Genomic DNA, 16,281 nt, shown 5'->3' with positions numbered 1-16,281 from the left:
AGACTCATGGCACTCACCATCCTGATCGTGGTACTGGGCATTCTGGTGCTCGGCTACCTGCGAGCGCCGCTTATCGTCTGGAGCGCGGCAATCCTTGGCGGGATTGCTTACGCGGTATTCGGTACGGGGTGTCACCCCGGCTGGTTGATTGGTGCCGGCATCGTGCTGGCGATCTTCAATCTGGTGCCGCTGCGTCGTGCATTGATCACGGGCCCGATCTTCGCCATCTTCAAGAAGATCACGCCGGCCATGTCGCAGACCGAGCAAGAGGCCATCAATGCCGGTTCGATCTGGTGGGATGCCGAGCTGTTCTCGGGCAAGCCGGATTTTGATCGCCTGCATGCCTTCCCTAAGCCCAAGCTGACTGCTGAAGAGCAAGCCTTCCTGGATGGTCCGGTTGAAGAGCTGTGCGCCATGATCGACAACTGGAAGATCGTCCATGAGCTCAAGGACTTGCCGCCGGATGTGTGGCAGTTCATCAAGGACAAGGGCTTCCTGGGCATGATCATCAAGAAGAAGTATGGCGGGGTGGAGTTCTCCAACTACGCGCATGCTCGCGTCGTGACCAAGATCGCCACCCGCGGTGGTACCGCGGCCGTGTCGGTGATGGTGCCGAACTCGCTCGGACCGGGCGAGCTGCTGCAGCACTACGGCACCGAAGCGCAGAAGGATTACTACCTGCCGCGTCTGGCCAAGGGTATCGATATCCCCTGTTTCGCACTGACCAGTCCCTATGCAGGTTCCGATGCGGGTGCGATTCCCGACTTTGGCGTGGTTTGCCGTGGCTCGTATACCGACCCGCGTACCGGCCAGCGTCATGAGAACGTGGTGGGTATCCGCCTGAACTGGGAAAAGCGCTGGATCACGCTGGCACCGGTTGCCACGGTACTGGGTCTGGCATTCAAGCTGTATGACCCGGACCACATTCTGGGCAGCAAGGAAGACATCGGCATTACCTGCGCCCTGATTCCGGCAGAGCACGAAGGCGTGCAGATCGGTCGCCGCCACTCGCCACCGGGTTCGGTGTTCATGAATGGCCCCACCATGGGCAAGGACGTGTTCATCCCGATCGATTGGGTGATTGGTGGTCAGGACTTCGTGGGCCAAGGCTGGCGCATGTTGGTCGAGTGTCTGTCCGTGGGCCGTTGCATCTCGCTGCCGGCCATGTCTGTGGCATCCGGCAAGTTCTCCAGCTTTGTGACCGGCGCCTATGCCCGTGTTCGCGAACAGTTCGGCCTGTCGATCGGCAAGTTCGAGGGTGTGGACGAAGCCATGGCGCGCATCGGTGGTTACACCTACCAGATGGATTCCAGCCAGCGCCTGGCGCTGACCGGTCTGGATTCGGGCGAGAAGCCCTCGGTGATTTCGGCCATCCTCAAGTATCACAACACCGAGCGCATGCGTAAGGTGCTCAATGACGCCATGGATATCCACGGCGGCAAGGCAGTGGTGATGGGTCCGCGCAACTACCTGGGTCATGCCTACCAGACCATCCCGGTCGGCATTACCGTGGAAGGCGCCAATATCCTGACCCGTTCCATGATCATCTACGGTCAGGGCGCCATCCGTTGCCATCCCTTCGTGCTGCGTGAAATGAAGGCCGCCATGGCGAACGATGCCGTTGAGTTCGACAAGGCATTCAGCGGGCACCTTGGCTTTGTGATGGATAACGCCATCCGCAGCTTCGTGCTGGGCATGACAGGCTCGAAGATCGCTTCGGCTCCGGCCAATGCAGGTGAACTGGCGCAGTACTACAAGGATATCGAGCGTCTGTCAGCCGCCTTTGCGCTGCTCTCGGACATGGCCATGTTCAGCATGGGCGGCTCGCTCAAGTTCCGCGAGAAGATCTCGGCCCGTCTGGGTGACATCCTGTCCAATCTGTTCATCGCAACCGCCTGTCTGAAGCGTTTTGCCGACGATGGCAGCCCCAAGGAAGACCTGCCGCTGGTCAAGTGGTCGGTACTGCAAGCGTTGCACGACGCGCAGGAGGCCTTTACCGGTGTGCTGGCCAACCTGCCGAACAAGCCGCTCGCTTTCCTGATCAAGTGGATCGTGTTCCCGCTGGGTCGTCACTTCACCACGCCGCGTGACCGCCTGGGTACCAAGATCGCACGCCTGCTCATGCAGCCGGGTGAGGCTCGTGATCGCCTGACTTGCGACATGTACGTGCCCAAGGATGAGAACGACGCGGTGGGTGTGCTCAACTACGCACTGGTCGCCCATATCGAGGCCGAATCCACCGAGGGCAAGCTGCGTCGTGCCCAGCGCGACGGCAAGCTCAAGTCGCTCAACGCCAAGGGTCGCCTGGATGAGGCGCTGGCTGCCGGCCTCATCACGCAAGCCGAGTTCGATGCCGTGACCCGCGCACGTCGCCTCAAGCGCGAGGTCATCATGGTCGATGATTTCGACAAGATGCTGGATAAGCACGATACCGGCATCAGCCAGCGCGAGCCGGTCTGATCCACCCGAAAAATCCCCGGCATGTCCGGGGATTTTTTTCATCTGCCCAGTTGCAACGGTGCCACACATGCGTCGTCAAAGTGCCCACAAAACCCCACCAGAAGGGCGCCTCGACTGTTTGCTCTAAACGCTGTGCTATGCTCTTTTTCATTGCCGGCCGAGCGCTTGAAAGGCTGGTCAGGATTCACCCCAACCGTATATGGAGACAACATCGATGAACAAGCACGCATTGCGAGTGACCACGCTGCTGGTGACCGCCGCTCTGGCGCAATATGCCCACGCTTCCGGCTTCCAGTTCAGCAGCCAGTCTGCAGCCAGCCAGGCCACAGCCAACTCCAGCGCTGCCGAAGCCGCCGACGCGAGCACCATCTCGTATAACCCGGCTGGTCTGAGCTATCTCGATGGCACCCAGTTCTCCGGTACGCTGACTGTGGTTGTACCCACCGTCGAGGCCAAGAATGCAACCGGCCGCACGCTGTCGGGCAATGCCATTGCCGGCCGCGCCAACGACAAGATCGGTGACGCCGCCGCTGCCCCGCACACCTACTTCTCGTCGCGTGTGAATGATCGCTTTGCCTACGGCATGGGTATCTATGTGCCGTTCGGTAGCGGTACCGAATATGAGAAGGATTCCGTGCTGCGCTACAACGTGAACCAGACTCATCTGGCCGTGATTGCGCTGAACCCGGCCGTATCGTTCAAGCTGACGCCGAAGCTCTCGGTTGGCTTTGGTGTTGTTGCTCAGCATGCTGAAGCAGAACTGCGCCAGTACGCTAACTTCGCCGCTTCGCTGGCCCGTGTTTATCAACTGCAAGCCGCTGCGGCACCGGCTGGTTCGGCTCAACAAGCTGCGCTCGGTGCAGCTGCCATGCGCGCCATTGCACAAGACGGCAAGGGTCCGCTGGATGGCTTTGCCGAGATCTCCGGTGACGACTGGGGCGTGGGTTTCAACTTCGGCATGTTGCTGGACGTGAGCGACAACACTCGCGTCGGCTTCAACTACCGCTCCAAGGTGAAGCATGAGTTGGCCGGTACCGCAGACTGGACGCTGCCTTCGCCGAGCGCGACCGAGTACCCATCGGCCGTGTCGATCATCGAGAGTTCCCTGGGCTACCGTGACTCCGCCGCTTCGGTGAAGGTCACCACGCCGGAGAGCTATTCCCTGCACATCATGCACAAGTTCAGCCCCGTGCTGCGCATGTACGCCGATATCAGCCGCACTAATCACTCCAGCTTTACCTCGGCTGATGTGAAGTACGCCATTCCCAAGACGACCATCAACCCGGCTCAGGCTGCTACGTTTACCCGTCTGAACCCGAATTGGAAAGACACCACCAAGGTTGCCATCGGCGGTAGCTACCAGTTGTCCGATCCGTTGCAACTGCGCTTCGGTATTGCGCATGACAAGTCGCCTGTACCTAGCGCCAACGACCGTCTGAGCACGCTGCCGGATAGCGACCGCAGCTGGTTGTCCTTTGGTGCCAAGTACGCCATGAGCAAGTCGCTGGTGGTGGATGCAGCCTACTCGTACATCAGCATCAAGGATGCCTCGGCCAATGTGAATGGTTACTGCGGTGGCACCAGCCCCGCTACCGCACCCGCTACGGCTGTCAATTGCGTGTCGAGCTACACCACCGGTACTGTGAACTTCGAAAGCAGCGCACATCTGGTCGGTATTCAGGCCAGCTACCGCTTCTGATGCCTGATGGCCGTGCTGAGCACGGCCTGGCAGCAGCAGCTAGCAAGCACCCGGGGAGACCCGGGTGTTTTCGTTTTGGGTCTCAAGCAGCCGGGGCAATGGTGGTGGCTGTTTGGTACTCCCTTTGGCGGGTGACGGGCGGGCTCTGCCTTTGGTAGCCGGCTGGGCGCAGGGGATGACAGGATAAGGGCTGTCGTGCAACAAACCGTTCGAGCGCGGGTCACAAACCTGCGCTGGTTTTTTATTGGCTGTGATGTAAAACAGACGATATGGGCCGCAGTGACCACATCGCGGGTTCTGTCTGACATTTTTACCGAGCAAGCGCTTGAATCAAACAAACGTTTGGATTAGTGTCTATACCAGCTAACACAGACTCCGCTCCGCGAGCCCCGATCGACTCCCCAATCGAGGAACACCATGTCTCAATCCAAATTCATCGTCCGCAAGGTGGCCGTACTCGGCGCCGGCGTGATGGGTGCGCAAATTGCCGCCCACCTCGCCAATGCCAATGTCGAAGCCATCCTGTTCGACCTGCCGGCCAAGGAAGGCCCCAAGAGTGGCATCGCCCTGAAGGCGATCGAGGCCTTGAAGAAGCAGAACCCGGCGCCGTTGTCGGCCAAGGGTCGCGCCGATTTCATCACGCCGGCCAACTATGACGAGCACCTGCACCTGCTCAAGGATTGCGATCTGGTGATTGAGGCCATTGCCGAGCGCATGGACTGGAAACTGGGTCTGTACGAGAAGGTTGCGCCACACCTGGGCGCCAACACGATTTTTGCTACCAACACCTCGGGCCTGAGCATCAACAAGCTCGCCGAAGGCTGCCCGGCCAGCATGCGTTCGCGCTTCTGCGGCATCCATTTCTTCAACCCGCCGCGTTACATGCATCTGGTCGAGATCATCCCGTGCGTGACGTCGGATGCGGCCATGCTGGATCAGCTGGAAGTTTTCCTGGCCACCACGCTGGGCAAGGGCGTGATCCGCGCCAAGGACACCCCCAACTTTGTCGCCAACCGCATCGGTGTGTTCTCGATGCTGGCCTGCATTGAAAACGCCCGCAAGTTCGGTATCCGTTTCGATGTGGTTGATGACCTGACCGGCCCGCGCCTCGGTCGCCCCAAGTCGGCCACCTTCCGTACGGCCGATGTGGTGGGTCTGGATACCTTCGCCCATGTGGTGAAGACCATGCAGGACACGCTGCCGAACGATCCGTGGCATGGCCTGTTCCAGTCGCCCGAGTGGCTCGCCAAGCTGATCGAAGCCGGTGCTCTGGGCGCCAAGACCAAGGCTGGCATCTACAAGCGCGAAGGCAAGACCAAGCTGGTTCTGGACCCGGCCGCCGGCCAGTATGTTGAAGCCAACAAGAAGGGCGACGACGCGGTCAAGGAACTGATGAAGATCAAGGATCCGGGCAAGCGTCTGATGAAGCTGCGCGAATCCGCCAACCCGGAAGCCCAGTTCCTGTGGGCCTGCTTCCGTGACGTGTTCCACTACATCTCCTTCCACCTCGATACCGTGGCCGACAACGCCCGTGATGTGGACTTGGCCATTCGCTGGGGCTTCGGCTGGAACGAAGGCCCGTTCGAAACCTGGCAAGCAGCGGGTTGGAAACAGGTTGCCGAGTGGGTCAAGGAAGACATCGCCGCCGGCAAGTCGCTGGTCAACGCACCGCTGCCGGCCTGGGTGTTTGACCGCGACGGCGTGCACCAGCCGGAAGGCTCGTTCAGCGCCAGCAAGAACGCGCTGGTACCGCGCTCGACCCTGGATGTGTACAAGCGCCAGCTGTTCCCGGCGCAACTGGTTGGCGAAGCTGCCCCGGTTTACGGCGAAACGGTTTACGAAAACGAAGGCGTGCGTGCCTGGACGAACGGCGACGGCGTACTGGTCGTGACTTTCCTGTCCAAGATGCACGCCATCGGCCCCGCTGTGCTCGAAGGCATCAACCAAGCCATCACGATTGCCGAAGAGCGCTTCAAGGGTGTGGTCATCTGGGCACCGGAAGAGCCGTTCTCGGTCGGTGCTGACCTGAGCTCCATGCTGCCCGCCTTCATGGCTGGCGACTGGGCCAGCATCGAGAAGATGCTGAGCGACTTCCAGGCCATGACCATGCGCCTGCGCTACAGCCAGATCCCGGTCGTGGCCGCAACGCGCGGTTATGTGTTCGGTGGTGGTTGCGAAGTGTGTCTGCACGCCGACCGCGTGGTCGCCCACCTGGAAAGCTATGTGGGTCTGGTTGAAGTGGGCGTGGGCCTGCTGCCGGGCGCCGGTGGCACCAAGGAATTCGCCCTGCGTGCTGCCAAGGAAGCCCGTGGCGACGTGTTCGCCGCGCTGAAGGACCGCTACATGACCATCGCCACGGCCAATGTGGCTAAGAGCGCAGAGGAAGCCAAGGAACTGGGCTTCTTCCGCGAGGCCGATGTGATCGTGTTCAACCAGTACGAACTGCTGCACGTGGCCAAGCAACAAGCGCTGGCGCTGGCCGAAGCCGGCTACCGTGCACCGCTGCCAGCCAAGTTTGCCGTGGCCGGTCGTGCTGGCGCAGCGTCCATCAAGGGTCAGCTGACCAATATGAAGGAAGGTGGCTTCATCTCGGCGCACGACTACCACATTGGCGCACTGATCGCCGACATCATCACCGGTGGCGATATCGAAGCCGGCACGCTGGTGGACGAACAGTGGATTCTGGACCTGGAACGCAAGGGCTTCCTGTCGCTTCTCAAGAACGAGAAGACACAAGAGCGCATTGCTTACATGCTCCAGAACAACAAGCCGCTGAGAAACTGATTGCGGTTGAATTTCAGGCGTTAGCGCAGGCACCCGGCAAAGCCGGGCGCGAGGCGGTAGCGGTGCGGAACCCGGCGGCTTGTTGTTCTGGGCTGATCCATTCCACTCCCCCCGCCCTCGCCGCCGCGAGGGAGCCTCGCTGACGCTCGACAGCGCTCCGTTGAGTCGGAGCCCAAGACTGAACAGATTGAACTATCTGGCTGTGAAATCCGGCAAGGTCCGGAAACAGGAGAAGTGAAATGACCAAACAAGTACAGGAAGCCTACATCGTCGCGGCCACCCGCACGCCGGTGGGCAAGGCACCGCGCGGCATGATGCGCTTCGTGCGTCCCGACGACATGCTGGCCCATGTGATCCGCGAAGCCATGGCCCAGGTGCCCACGCTGCCCAAGGAACTGGTGGAAGACGTGGTGGCCGGTTGTGCCTTCCCTGAGGCCGAGCAAGGCCTCAACATGGCCCGTATCTCGGCCCTGCTGGCTGGCCTGCCGCACACGACGGGTGGCCTGACCATCAACCGTTACTGCTCGTCCGGCATCAACGCCGTGCAGATTGCGGCCGACCGCATCCGCACCGGTGAAGCCGATGTGGTGATCGCCGGCGGTTCGGAATCGATGTCGCTGGTGCCCATGATGGGTAACAAGGTATCGCTGAACCCCGAAATCTTCGCCAAGGACGAGAACATCGGTATCGCCTACGGCATGGGCCTGACCGCCGAGAAGGTGGCCGAGCAATGGAAGATCAGCCGCGAAGACCAGGATGCCTTTGCGGTGGAGTCGAATCGCCGCGCCGTCGCCGCGATCGAGGCCGGTGAATTCAAGCAGGAAATCAGCCCGCTCGAAGCCATTTACCGCAACCCGAACCTGAGCACCGGCGAAGTCGAGATCATCAAGAAGCTGCTCGATACAGACGAAGGCCCGCGCGCCGGCACCACGATGGAAGGTCTGGCCAAGCTCAAGACGGTGTTCGCCGCCAAGGGTTCGGTCACTGCCGGTAACAGCTCGCAGATGTCCGACGGCGCTGGCGCCGTGGTCATCGTGTCGGAAAAGATCCTCAAGCAGTTCAACCTGGTGCCGCTGGCTCGCTACGTGGGCTTTGCCGTCAAGGGTGTGCCGCCTGAAATCATGGGTATCGGCCCCAAGGAAGCGATTCCTGCTGCGCTGAAGGCAGCTGGCCTGAGCCTCAACGACATCAGCTGGATGGAACTGAACGAAGCCTTCGCCGCACAGGCGCTGGCCGTGATCCGCGATCTGGGTCTGGATACCAGCAAGGTCAACCCGCTGGGTGGCGCGATTGCGCTGGGGCACCCGCTGGGTGCCACCGGTGCGATCCGTACCGCCACCTTGGTCCATGGCATGCGCCGTCGTGGCCAGCAGGGTCAGTACGGCATGGTGACCATGTGCATCGGCACCGGTATGGGCGCCGCTGGCATCATTCAGGCACTGTAAAGCAAGCTACACGTAGTATCAGGGCCAGTCGGAATCCCTTTCGGCTGGCCCTTTTTGTTGTTGCCCGCCGCCCGTATGATGTTGGGGTAGCGATTGCAGTCCAAAACCTGAGACGGAGAGACAAGATGAAGAAACTGTTTGTGGGTGTTGTCATTGCTGCCAGCATGGTGACGAGTGCAGCTGAAATCGGCGGCAAGCGTATCGACGATACCGTCAAGGTGGGCGGTCAGGATCTGGTGCTCAATGGTGGTGGTGTCCGTACCAAGTTTGGTGTGGCGAAGGTCTATGTTGGCGCGCTGTATGTTGCCCAGAAGGTGGGCGATGCCAATGCGGTCATCAGTGCTGCGACGCCGCGTCGCATGCAACTGACGATGCTGCGCTCGGTAGAGGCTGACAAGTTGCATGCCTCGTTCATCGAAGGTCTGGAAGAAAACGTGTCCGAGGCCGAGTTTGCCAAGTTCAAACCGCGCATTCAGGAGATGAACGCGATCTTCCAGGCAGTGAAGGAAGTCAAGGACGGTGACGTGATTGCGCTGGACTTCATTCCCGGCAAGGGCACGCAGATTACCGTGCGCGGCCAAGTGAAGGATGTGATTGCCGGCGACGACTTTGCCTCTGCGCTGCTGCGCATCTGGCTGGGCAAGAACCCGGTCAGCAGCGATCTCAAGAAGGGTCTGCTCGCAGGCCGATAAGCTCGGCGAGTGATCCACAGGCCGCGGCGCGATGCCGCGGCTTTTTTTGTGTCTTGGGGGCGATTTTCGGTGCGCCCGGACCTTCAGATACGGAAGCGGGCGACTTGCTGGTGCAGCAAGGCAGCCTGCTCGCGCAGCTGCCTGACGGATAGCTGGGCGGTATGAACAGTCTGGTCGTTTTCCTGCGCCATGGCGCTGATGGACTCTACATGGCGCGCGATATCGGTGCTGGCACTGGATTGGGCCGCCATCGCGCCGGCAATTTCAGTGGCCTGGTTCCGCAGTGTCACGATACGGGCATGTACCCCGGCAACCGCCTCAGCGGCTTCGTGCGACAGGGCCACTCCCTGATCCACGCGCTGTGCAGCTTTGTCGACGCCTGCCACGGCCTCTGTCCCTTCCTGCTGGATGCTTTCGAGCATTTGTGCAATTTCGATCGTGGCCTGACTGGTGCGTTCGGCCAGTTTGCGTACCTCATCGGCTACCACCGCGAAGCCCCGCCCCTGTTCGCCGGCACGTGCCGCCTCGATGGCCGCATTGAGCGCCAGCAGGTTGGTTTGTCCGGCGATTTCCTTGATCACGGTGGCCACGGCATCAATCTCCCGGGTCCGGTTGTCCAGCCGCTGCACGAGGTCGCGGACATGGACCATGGTGTCATTGACGGCGCTGATCTCGCGGGCCATGGCATCGATACGCGCATTTGCCGAGCCGGTCAGCTCCGCCGCCTCGCGCGCGCCCACGTCGGCACTGCGGGCATGATCCGCCACGTGGCCGATGCTCACGGTGACCTCCTCAATCGCCGCTGCCGTGGAGCTGGAAGCGTCGCTTTGCTGGCGAGAACGCTGTGAGATGGACTCGGTAGTGGCCGATAAGGCCTCGCTGGCGTTGTCCAGGTGATCGCTCTGGGTTTTGATATCGGCAACCAGTTCCTGGATACGGCCCACAAAAGCATTGAAAGCGCGGGAGATACGGGCGATTTCGTCTTTGCCGTCAGCACTGAGCCGGCGTGTGAGGTCCCCTTGGCCTTGCGACAGCTCTTCCATGGTTTCGGCGAGTTTCAGCAGCGGTCGGGTGGCCTGACTGATGGCCAGCGTCAGCAGCACCGCCATCAGTATCAGGCTCAACAGGCCGACGATGACCGAGACGGTGACGATGGCATTGGCCGGGCCCATCACGCTGTCCAGCGGGAACGAGACCCGCAACGACCACGGCGTGCCACCGTTGCCCACGCTGAGCGGCTGGAACAGGTGGGCGATGCCGGCTTGACGGTATTCGTGCGGTTTCCCGGCCGCAATGGCGGCACGCGCTTCGGGCGGGATGTCATCAGCAGCCTGGGCCAGTCTGCGGGGATCGGCGTGGGTGGCGTACAGGCCCGTGTGAGAGAGCAAGGTGACCGAGCCTGTGCCAAAGGGTTTGATCCGACCTAGCTGTGCTTGCAGCCCCGCCAGCGGGTAATCCGCCCCGACCACGCCGACGAACTGGCCGTTGACGATGAGGGGCGACATCAGCGAAGTCATCAGCACATCCTTGCCCATGACCTTGTAGAGATACGGTTCGATCAAGGCATCCTTGAGCGTACGCTTGGGAATGGCGTACCAGTCGTTGGCACCGGGTTTGTCGTAATCCACCAGCGGCTCAACGGCTATCTGGCCGCTGCCGCGATTCCAGTAAGGCAGATAGCGGCCTGTGGCGTCATGTCCCGGTTTGGCATTGACGAACTCCTCATCGCGGCCATCGAGGGCATTGGGTTCCCACAGGGTGCTGTAGGCCAGCACATCGGTTTGCTGGCGCAACAGCTCGGCGATGGCGGCATCCAGCTGTGCGCGGGTGGGGGGCTCGCTGCTCGCCTTCATGCCGGTCATCAACTGGCCGAGACTGTGCACCGTGGCATAGGTTGCGTTGAGCCCGCCCTCCAGACGCGCTGCCTCGCCGGCAGCCAGATTGCGGGCACTGGCCATGGCGGCTTCGCGTACCGTATCGCGACTCTTGCTGGCGAGTACCGCGCCGGATACGGCAAGTCCCAGCAGGGCGCTGGCAAGCGAAAACAGGATGAGGCGGTAACGGAGTGATAGATCGGCGAGGCGCATGGCGTTTCTCCGCAGCGGGTTGGCTGCTGGCATCCGTCGCTCGCGTGGCGGCGGGATACGAGCGCGGCATGGCTCCTCCTGATGGGGACTATAGTCACCCACGCACGCCCCTGCGCTCTGCCAGCCTGCCGGCTGTCGCTTTCCCGCGGTCGCCTTGTTTGAGCGTCCATAGACCTTGGTGCTAGGCTTGCAGGCCGCCTTATCGCCATCTCAGGAATCACCCCGCATGCGCCCGGCACCACTCGCTTCTGTCTGTTTTGTCTGTACTGGCAATATCTGTCGCTCGCCCACGGCAGAAGGGGTTCTGGCGGTACAGGCGCGGAAAGCGGGGCTATTGCTGGAGGTAGATTCGTGTGGCACCGAGTCTTACCATGTGGGCGAGCCGCCTGATCCCCGTTCGCAGGCCCATGCACTGGCAAGGGGCTACGATTTGTCCACTCAGCGCGCCAGGCAGCTTGTGAAAGCCGATTTCAGCCGGTTTGACTGGCTGCTGGCCATGGATCGCGGCCATCTGGCCTACATGCGCCGGCTTTGCCCGCCCGAACTGCAGCACAAACTCCGGCTGTTTCTGGATTTCGGCACTTTGGCGGTCGGCGAAGATGTGCCCGATCCCTACTACGGCGGCGGTCGGGGTTTTGAGCATGTGCTGGATCTGATCGAAGATGCCACCACAGGCCTGATTGCCCACTTGCAAGCCGCCCGCCGGTCTTGAAGCGTTAGGGATCTGCGGCCATAACGAAAGTCGGGATCATCGCCATGGGGCACTTCATGCTCGACACCCTGTTCAAGCTGCGTGAGCACGGTACCGATGTAAAGACCGAGGTGCTGGCCGGGTGCACCACGTTTCTGACCATGGCTTACATCATCTTCGTAAACCCGGCGATCCTGTCGCAGACCGGCATGGATTTCAACGCGGTTTTCGTGGCCACCTGCCTTGCGGCGGCGCTGGGGTCTGCGGTGATGGGACTGGTTGCCAACTACCCGATCGCGCTGGCGCCCGGTATGGGTCTGAATGCCTATTTTACCTTCAGTGTGGTGCAGGGCATGGGGGTGAGTTGGCAGGTCGCCCTAGGCGCGGTGTTCCTCTCAGGCGTCATCTTCATGGCGGTCAGCTTGTTCCGGGTGCGCGAGGCCCTGGTCAACGCCATTCCGCATTCTCTGAAATTGTCGATCTCGGCCGGGGTCGGCCTGTTTCTGGCCATCATCGCGCTCAAGAACGCCGGCATCGTGGTGGCCCACCCGGCGACCCTGGTCACGCTCGGCGATGTGACAGACCCCCGCGTGTTGCTGGCCGTGCTGGGCTTTCTGATGATCCTTGCACTTGAATACCGGCGGGTTACCGGCGGGGTCATCATCGGCATACTCGGTGTCACTGTGTTCTCGGTATTGCTCGGCTACCAGCGCTTTGACGGCGTGTTCGCCCTGCCGCCCAGCATCTCGCCCACGCTGATGCAGATGGATATTGCGGGCGCTCTGAATGCGGGTCTGATCGGTGTGGTCTTTGTGTTCTTTTTGGTGGATCTGTTCGACACCACGGGGACGCTGGTGGGTGTATCCCATCGCGCCGGTCTGCTGGATGCGCAAGGCCGCTTGCCGCGGCTCAAGCGTGCACTGGCCGCGGACTCCACTGCCATTGTTGGCGGAGCGGCGTTAGGGACATCCAGTTGCACGGCGTATATCGAGTCGGCCGCCGGTACGGCAGTAGGGGGGCGTACCGGATTGACCGCCGTGGTGGTGGCCATCCTGTTTCTCGCTGCACTCTGGGTGTCGCCCTTGGCGGGTACCGTGCCGGCTTATGCCACCGCCCCCGCGCTGTGCTACGTGGCGGTCCTGATGACACGAGGCCTGGCTGAGATCAACTGGGACGACCTCACCGAGTCTGCACCAGCTGTGGTGACAGCGCTGGCCATGCCGTTTACGTTTTCAATAGCCGACGGCATCGCCTTCGGCTTCATTTGCTATGCCGGGTTGAAGCTGCTGGCAGGGCGCTGGCAAGACCTGTCGTTCGCTGTCGTGGTCATCGCGCTGTTATGGATCGCGCGTTTTGCCCTGTTCTGAACGGAGCGCCATGCCCCGCGCTACTGATGATTTCCGCGACCGTATCCGCACGGTGCCTGATTGGCCGCAGGCCGGCATCCAGTTTCGCGATATCACCCCGCTGCTGCAGGATGCCGATACCTTCCAGCGGCTGATTGACTGCTTTGTGCAGCGCTATCTTGCACAGCATATTGACCTGGTCGCAGGCATCGACGCTCGCGGCTTCATTCTGGGCGCCGCCCTGGCCTACGCGCTGAGGCGGGGCTTTGTGCCTATCCGCAAGAAGGGAAAGCTGCCTTTCCAGACCATTGCCGAGGACTATGCGCTGGAATATGGCGCGGCAACCATCGAACTGCACATCGACGCGGTTGCGCCCGGGCAGCGTGTCCTGTTGGTGGATGATCTGGTAGCAACCGGCGGCACGCTGCTGGCGGCTGCCCGACTCATACGCCGACTGGGCGGCGAGGTCGTCGAAGCCGCCGCCATTGTCGATCTGCCCGAGCTGGGTGGCAGTGCAGCCGTGGCTGGCGAGGGCATCACGCTTTTCACACTCTGCCAGTTCGACGGCCACTGAGCCGTGCCGCAACTACCAGCCCACTGCCGCAGGCAGCATGGGCGATTCGCTCAAGATGGCCAGAATATCCTCGGCCGGTAGTACCTCGATGATCTGTCCCGGTGTTACCCAGTCGGCCAGCAGCGCATTGTGATAGGTCACGATGGTCTCGGCGCTCAGATCGCCGCGTGCATGCGCCAGATGCGCGTCACTTACCAGAAGCACATCGAATCCCGACGCCAGCGCCCGCTTGGCCGTGGTATCGATCACCGTGTCAGTGCCTGCGCCGCAGAGCACGATGCAGTTCACCCCATCGCTACGCAGCCGGCTGCTCAGCCCGGAGCCGGTGAAGGCATCTGTGCCGTAGCGATATAACGTTTGCCTTGTGCTGCCGGGCAGGAGAGGGCGGGCATCGAGTGCATTCTCGACGCGGTAGATCGCTTCGCCGGCTGATTCGAATGCCTCGATCAGCCTGTCGACCTTGGCACCGACCTGCCTGGCCAGTGCGGAGTTGTCCTGCTGCAGTTTGCCTTGCATATCCACGACGACCAGTGCCCAAGTCATGATCTCGCTCCTGTGGTTGAAGTAACAGCCGCAGTGGCCTTCACTTGCGGAATGAACTGATTGGTTTCGAAATGATACTAATCAGTCACAAATGAACCGTCAAGTTTCATTGTGGCGACAAGGCGCGTAGAATGAAGCCAGATTCAACGTGAATGCGGCGCCATGGAAACCACTACCTTTCGTCAGAAAATGCAGATTGCCCGTGAGGAGGCCATCCTGGAGGCGGTCAATACGCTGCTCGCCACCAAGGGATTTGATCTGATGACGGTGGATGCCGTGGCGGCGGAGGCCGGCATTGCCAAGGCGAGTCTGTATCGCCACTTTCCATCCAAGGAAGATCTGGCCGCGGCGGCCATGATGCGGATGCTGGATGCCGCCCTGGCCCAAGCTGCCGCCCAGCCGGAAGAGCGCGCGCCACTGGACAAGCTCAAGACCATGTCACGCTGGGCCATGGCAACCGCGCTGGCCGGCAACATGCCCTCTCTGCCGCACGCCAATTCGTCCTTAGTGACGGCCCTGAGCAAGCACGAGGGCTATCTTGAGCGGGTATTTCGGTTGAGCGATGAGATGGGCGGCTGGATCTTGGCAGCCCAAGAGGCAGGTGTGCTGAACCCTGGACTGTCGCCGCAGCTGATCCTGTTCCGCCTGTTTGCGAACGCCTGCGATCCGGTCTTGCATTTCATGAAGGCAACGGGCCAATACAGCGACGAAGACATCATTGCGATGATGCTGACAACCTGTTTCGATGGACTCACGCCGCCTTGCGCGGCGTGAGGTGGCTCAGTAGCCGGCTTCCACCAGTTGTTCACGTGTCAGCAGGAAGACAAAACCGTCACCGCTACTGGTATCCAGCCAGTTGAATGCCAGATCGGGATACTGGGGTTCCAGTACTTCGCGATTGTGGCCGATTTCCACCACCAGTACGCCCAGCGGCTTCAGGAAGCGGCTGGCTGATTCAATGATGATGCGGGTGGCGTCCAGACCGTCCTCGCCGCTACCCAGTGCCAGTTCGGGCTCGTGCAGGTACTCCTGCGGCAGCGCGGCCACCGACTCTGCATCCACGTAGGGCGGATTGGAAACGATGAGGTCATAGGTCTCACCTTCCACCGCCGTCAGCAAATCGGATTGCAACAGGTTGATGCGGTCCTGCAAACCATAGTTGCGGACGTTGATCTCGGCCACATCCAGGGCGTCTGCAGAAAGGTCGATCGCGTCCACCTCTGCGTCGGGGTAGTGCTCGGCCATCAGGATGGCCAGGCAACCCGAACCCGTGCACAGATCTAGCGCGCGATGGACCAGCTCCGGGTATTCGATCCAGGGTTCTAGTGCTGTCGGTAGCAACTCGGCAATGAAGGAGCGCGGCACGATCACCCGCTCATCAACAAAGAAGCGGTAGGGGCCAAGCCATGCCTCTTTGGTGAGATACGCTGCCGGCTTGCGCGTGCTGACACGCGTTTCGATCAGTTTGAGTACCGCGTCGATTTCGTCCGGAATCAGTCGCGCATCCAGAAACGGGGTCAGCTGATCGAGCGGCAGATGCAGTGCATGCAGGGTCAGATAGGCGGCCTCGTCCCAGGCGCTGGTGTTGCCGTGGCCAAAGAACAGGCCGGCTTCATTGAACCGGGAAACGGCAAACCGAACGAGATCGCGGACGGTCTGTAAATGGGTGCGAGCGAGCGTGTACATGGGCCAGGGCCTGTCTTCAATGGGTTTGCGGCTGCGCTGGAGCCGTGGTGCAGGAACCGCATTTTACGCGAAGCCCCGCAACAGGCTTTCGATAACTTGCGCTAAACCGGCAAAATTCCTTTGGAATTCATGACTTAGCGGTTTTCAGGGGCGGCGTGGCAGCGTATAGTTCGGCCCTCACGGGCAGACGCTGCTTCTCGCCCGTTCGTGTTTTCGGCATGCAACCCTGTTTGCGTGCCGGTTTCCGCCCTGAGCGCGGAGACGGCGTGGGGTG

General features: G+C 61.3%; 12 protein-coding genes. 9 read left to right on the top strand and 3 right to left on the bottom strand.

What is annotated here, in order from left to right:
* Positions 1-6 precede the first annotated feature (6 nt).
* The 5 genes from O9X62_RS07710 (at position 7) to O9X62_RS07690 (ending at position 9,080) form a co-directional block, all read left to right on the top strand.
* Positions 7-2,460, top strand: coding sequence for an acyl-CoA dehydrogenase (locus tag O9X62_RS07710; protein WP_269532224.1), 2,454 nt, complete (start codon positions 7-9; stop codon positions 2,458-2,460).
* 214 nt (positions 2,461-2,674) lie between these two features.
* Entirely contained in the window at positions 2,675-4,159 is a 1,485-nt protein-coding gene (locus tag O9X62_RS07705) for an OmpP1/FadL family transporter (protein WP_269532223.1), read from the top strand.
* Positions 4,160-4,576: 417 nt separating this feature from the next.
* Entirely contained in the window at positions 4,577-6,943 is a 2,367-nt protein-coding gene (locus O9X62_RS07700; protein ID WP_269532221.1) for a 3-hydroxyacyl-CoA dehydrogenase/enoyl-CoA hydratase family protein, read from the top strand.
* Between the two features lie 239 nt (positions 6,944-7,182).
* A complete protein-coding gene (locus O9X62_RS07695) occupies positions 7,183-8,388 on the top strand; it encodes an acetyl-CoA C-acyltransferase (protein ID WP_269532220.1) in 1,206 nt (401 codons plus the stop codon).
* 125 nt (positions 8,389-8,513) lie between these two features.
* Entirely contained in the window at positions 8,514-9,080 is a 567-nt protein-coding gene (locus tag O9X62_RS07690) for a chalcone isomerase family protein (protein ID WP_269532219.1), read from the top strand.
* A gap of 83 nt (positions 9,081-9,163) precedes the next feature.
* Here the strand turns inward: O9X62_RS07690 and O9X62_RS07685 are convergent, their stop codons facing one another.
* A complete protein-coding gene (locus O9X62_RS07685; protein ID WP_269532218.1) occupies positions 9,164-11,167 on the bottom strand; it encodes a methyl-accepting chemotaxis protein in 2,004 nt (667 codons plus the stop codon).
* A gap of 226 nt (positions 11,168-11,393) precedes the next feature.
* On the opposite strand from O9X62_RS07685, the gene O9X62_RS07680 reads away from it, so the two are divergent.
* From O9X62_RS07680 to O9X62_RS07670, 3 genes are read left to right on the top strand one after another with little or no spacing between them, the layout of a single operon-like run.
* On the top strand, positions 11,394-11,879 hold the full coding sequence (locus O9X62_RS07680) for a low molecular weight protein-tyrosine-phosphatase (protein ID WP_269532217.1): 486 nt from the start codon (positions 11,394-11,396) through the stop codon (positions 11,877-11,879).
* A gap of 44 nt (positions 11,880-11,923) precedes the next feature.
* A complete protein-coding gene (locus tag O9X62_RS07675; protein ID WP_269532216.1) occupies positions 11,924-13,225 on the top strand; it encodes an NCS2 family permease in 1,302 nt (433 codons plus the stop codon).
* 10 nt (positions 13,226-13,235) lie between these two features.
* Positions 13,236-13,778: an adenine phosphoribosyltransferase gene (locus O9X62_RS07670; protein ID WP_269532215.1), complete on the top strand. Its 543-nt coding sequence runs from the start codon at positions 13,236-13,238 to the stop codon at positions 13,776-13,778.
* 12 nt (positions 13,779-13,790) lie between these two features.
* On the opposite strand, the gene O9X62_RS07665 is transcribed toward O9X62_RS07670, so the two are convergent.
* Positions 13,791-14,321: an isochorismatase family protein gene (locus O9X62_RS07665; RefSeq protein WP_269532214.1), complete on the bottom strand. Its 531-nt coding sequence runs from the start codon at positions 14,319-14,321 to the stop codon at positions 13,791-13,793.
* A 162-nt stretch (positions 14,322-14,483) separates the two neighbouring features.
* Between O9X62_RS07665 and O9X62_RS07660 the strand changes: the two genes are divergently transcribed.
* Complete coding sequence (locus O9X62_RS07660; protein WP_269532213.1) at positions 14,484-15,095, top strand: TetR/AcrR family transcriptional regulator; 612 nt, start codon at positions 14,484-14,486, stop codon at positions 15,093-15,095.
* 6 nt (positions 15,096-15,101) lie between these two features.
* On the opposite strand, the gene prmB is transcribed toward O9X62_RS07660, so the two are convergent.
* Positions 15,102-16,007: a 50S ribosomal protein L3 N(5)-glutamine methyltransferase gene (gene prmB / locus O9X62_RS07655; protein ID WP_269532212.1), complete on the bottom strand. Its 906-nt coding sequence runs from the start codon at positions 16,005-16,007 to the stop codon at positions 15,102-15,104.
* Positions 16,008-16,281: the final 274 nt, after the last annotated feature.

The sequence above is a fragment of the Chitinimonas sp. BJYL2 genome, from assembly GCF_027257935.1.
In the GTDB taxonomy this organism is placed as follows: domain Bacteria; phylum Pseudomonadota; class Gammaproteobacteria; order Burkholderiales; family Chitinimonadaceae; genus Chitinimonas.
Note: the sequence above shows the minus strand (reverse complement) of the source record. Positions and strands in the feature narration are given on the sequence as shown.

Bases quoted from the DNA above. Each gene is read 5' to 3' on its own strand.
- O9X62_RS07685 (WP_269532218.1), bottom strand. From the start codon at position 11,167: ATGCGCCTCGCCGATCTATCACTCCGTTACCGCCTCATCCTGTTTTCG.
- O9X62_RS07680 (WP_269532217.1), top strand. From the start codon at position 11,394: ATGCGCCCGGCACCACTCGCTTCTGTCTGTTTTGTCTGTACTGGCAAT.
- O9X62_RS07705 (WP_269532223.1), top strand. From the start codon at position 2,675: ATGAACAAGCACGCATTGCGAGTGACCACGCTGCTGGTGACCGCCGCT.
- O9X62_RS07690 (WP_269532219.1), top strand. From the start codon at position 8,514: ATGAAGAAACTGTTTGTGGGTGTTGTCATTGCTGCCAGCATGGTGACG.
- O9X62_RS07670 (WP_269532215.1), top strand. From the start codon at position 13,236: ATGCCCCGCGCTACTGATGATTTCCGCGACCGTATCCGCACGGTGCCT.
- O9X62_RS07660 (WP_269532213.1), top strand. From the start codon at position 14,484: ATGGAAACCACTACCTTTCGTCAGAAAATGCAGATTGCCCGTGAGGAG.
- prmB (WP_269532212.1), bottom strand. From the start codon at position 16,007: ATGTACACGCTCGCTCGCACCCATTTACAGACCGTCCGCGATCTCGTT.
- O9X62_RS07710 (WP_269532224.1), top strand. From the start codon at position 7: ATGGCACTCACCATCCTGATCGTGGTACTGGGCATTCTGGTGCTCGGC.
- O9X62_RS07700 (WP_269532221.1), top strand. From the start codon at position 4,577: ATGTCTCAATCCAAATTCATCGTCCGCAAGGTGGCCGTACTCGGCGCC.
- O9X62_RS07695 (WP_269532220.1), top strand. From the start codon at position 7,183: ATGACCAAACAAGTACAGGAAGCCTACATCGTCGCGGCCACCCGCACG.
- O9X62_RS07675 (WP_269532216.1), top strand. From the start codon at position 11,924: ATGGGGCACTTCATGCTCGACACCCTGTTCAAGCTGCGTGAGCACGGT.
- O9X62_RS07665 (WP_269532214.1), bottom strand. From the start codon at position 14,321: ATGACTTGGGCACTGGTCGTCGTGGATATGCAAGGCAAACTGCAGCAG.